Source organism: Thalassotalea ganghwensis (assembly GCF_053485795.1).
The window spans coordinates 1-782 of the sequence record NZ_JBQRUM010000059.1; the positions used below are offsets into that span (position 1 = coordinate 1).

The following is a 782-nucleotide window of genomic DNA, read 5'->3' on the forward strand; positions in this document are numbered from 1 at the left end:
CAAAGAATCAAATTGATATTCGCTTGGGAAGACTGTTCAGCACGCTATCGCTATATAATGACTGCTTAAGAATCAACATGGGCTTTGAACTAACCAATGAAGTCAAAACAGAGTTAGGGAAGTTGGTTGGGGCGATCAAGCAAGCATGCTGACCCAGTTCCGAATGAAAAGAAGCAAGTCTTACTTTTCCCTAAAAAGCTTTAGTACTCAAAAACCATCATTCTGTTATTTGATTTGATACTGCTTGAAACTCATTTTGGGGCACAAACAGTTAGCTGAACGTGCGCTTTGTAGAATTCAGCCAATAGCACCAAATTAATACGACAGTCTCCTGCTCGCTCGTTGCCGAATCTCGCAAATGTGCCAGAAGCGGACATTGAGCACCATAGTCTCTTGTTATATATCAATTGCTACGCGCCAAAATGCTATCAATGCAACTATTGAATAAATAACGACTTTTAGAAAGCTTCCACTTTCCTTTTTTAGTTCTCGGTAAACTAGGAAAACTAAAATGACAAGAAGTACGAAAGAAAATAAAACGGGATAGTTTGAAGCCATGTTTCCTAAGCTATCTGTTCGTTCCTTGATTCCCGGATGACTGATATCTTGCACTTATCTTCCTTGATATATAACGCCCCAATCAGGGGCTTTTAATTAGATAATTGGACTCCCTCACCCTAAACGAGTGAGGTAATATAAAAGTTACCACACAAATATATTAAGAAGAGTCCTGTTATGTATCGTACTAGAGTTGGCGTTGATTTAGCAAAAAAAGTTATTCA

The 782-nt window shown here is 38.5% G+C and carries 1 protein-coding gene; it reads right to left on the reverse strand.

Annotation, left to right across the window (positions count from 1 at the left end; genetic code table 11):
- Positions 1-396: 396 nt before the first annotated feature.
- Positions 397-612: a hypothetical protein gene (locus ACSLUH_RS19440; protein WP_448570076.1), complete on the reverse strand. Its 216-nt coding sequence runs from the start codon at positions 610-612 to the stop codon at positions 397-399.
- Positions 613-782 lie beyond the last annotated feature (170 nt).